Below are 1,676 nucleotides of genomic sequence, written 5' to 3' on the forward strand. Positions count from 1 at the left end.
TTTTGGTAAATACTTCTGTTTCTGTTCTTCAGAGCCAAATTCATTGATTGGCACCATCACCAGCGAGCTTTGTACGCTGGCCATAGAACGGTAACCTGAATCGACACGTTCAACTTCACGTGCAATCAGGCCATAGCTGACATAGTTCAACCCGGCACCACCATACTGTTCAGGAATCGTCGGTCCTAGCAAGCCGAGCTCACCCATCTCACGGAAAATGGTCTGATCAGTCTGTTCATGACGGAATTGTTCCAATACACGTGGTTGAAGCTTCCCCTGACAATAAGCGCGTGCAGATTGCATAATCATGCGCTCTTCTTCTGTCAGTTGCTGCTCCAGTAAAAATGGGTCTTGCCAGTCAAAATAGTTTTTCTGGGCTTTTTTTGTATTAACCATTTGATTCATCGCATCCTCTGCTTAGCTGTCTATTGTTCTCAATCTTCTGACTTGATCCTAGGCAGGAATGAAACAGCTTTCAAACGAGTATTTAGCATGTAGATATGCGTTAATTGCATAACTGAGATATGAGCCTTTCAATCAACAAACTTGTAAGCCTGACTAACTCAATGCTGTAGACCAAAGTTGTATATAGGTTTACGTTTAATATGTCATTTTGTGATAGGACGATATTTTCAGGGAGGAAATTATGCGCCGAAAAATCCCTTCTACCCAAAGCCTCATGTGCTTCGAATCTGCAGCACGCCATGCCAGTTATACCCATGCTGCACAGGAGCTCTTTCTGACTCAGAGTGCGATCTCACGTCAGATCCAGCATCTGGAAGAATTACTCGAGGTACAATTGTTTAGCCGTACGCGTCATGGTGTGGAACTGACCGCAGCAGGACAGCAATATTATGAAAATATCAAACCTTTATTAATAAGTCTGGAACAAGCTACGCTGGATGTCATAGAACATAAAGGTCAAGGCGGTACGCTGAAACTGGGGGTTGTTCCTACTTTTGCAACCCGGTGGCTATTACCTAAGCTACATCGTTTCCAGCAGCGTCATCCGGAAATTACTGTACATCTGGAAACCAGCACACGCCCCTTCCTGTTTCATGAAACCATCTTCGATGCTGCCATTTATGCAGGTACACCAGAACAGGTCGCACAGTGGCCCGGGATTACCAGCCATTTCCTGATGCATGAAGATGTGGTTGCTGTCTGTTCACCCAGTCTCATCAAAACACATTTAAAAATGAATGTAACAGCTGATACACCACATTTAATACTGAGTGCTGAACAGCTATTACAGTTACCGCTTTTACAACAGACGACTCGCCCCACAATCTGGCAGGACTGGTTCGAATTGCATCAGGTAAAACATCCAAATCCTTTAGGCGGACAGCGGCATGAATTATTTTCTATGCTGGCCGTTGCAGCCAAACATGATATGGGAATGGCCTTGATTCCGCAGATGTTAATTGAAACAGAACTCGCTAATGGAGAACTGGTGAAAATTTCCGATCAGAAACTGGAACGACGTCGGGCCTATCACCTGATTCATGCTCATAATGAACATTCCACGCTCATTGCCAGATTTGTAAACTGGATGAAAGAAGAACTACAGCAAGAACCCATTCAGGCTGATTCTGAAGCCCCATAAAAAAACCCCAATCTTTCGACTGGGGCTTTGCAAATCTGGCGGAAGCGGTGAGATTCGAACTCACGGAGGG

The 1,676-nt window shown here is 44.7% G+C and carries 2 protein-coding genes; one reads left to right on the top strand and one right to left on the bottom strand.

What is annotated here, in order from left to right; translation table 11 throughout:
* The coding region (locus HADU_RS11080) for an acyl-CoA dehydrogenase family protein (protein WP_008306411.1) at nucleotides 1-405 on the bottom strand (405 nt) is incomplete at its 3' end.
* A 241-nt stretch (nucleotides 406-646) separates the two neighbouring features.
* On the opposite strand from HADU_RS11080, the gene HADU_RS11085 reads away from it, so the two are divergent.
* A complete protein-coding gene (locus HADU_RS11085) occupies nucleotides 647-1,606 on the top strand; it encodes a LysR substrate-binding domain-containing protein (protein WP_008306412.1) in 960 nt (319 codons plus the stop codon).
* The last annotated feature ends 70 nt before the right edge of the window (nucleotides 1,607-1,676 follow it).

The organism is Acinetobacter sp. HA, assembly GCF_000264725.1.
In the GTDB taxonomy this organism is placed as follows: Bacteria; Pseudomonadota; Gammaproteobacteria; order Pseudomonadales; family Moraxellaceae; genus Acinetobacter; species Acinetobacter schindleri.

Excerpts from the sequence above, each read along its gene's own strand:
- HADU_RS11085 (WP_008306412.1), top strand. The coding sequence starts at position 647 with ATGCGCCGAAAAATCCCTTCTACCCAAAGCCTCATGTGCTTCGAATCT.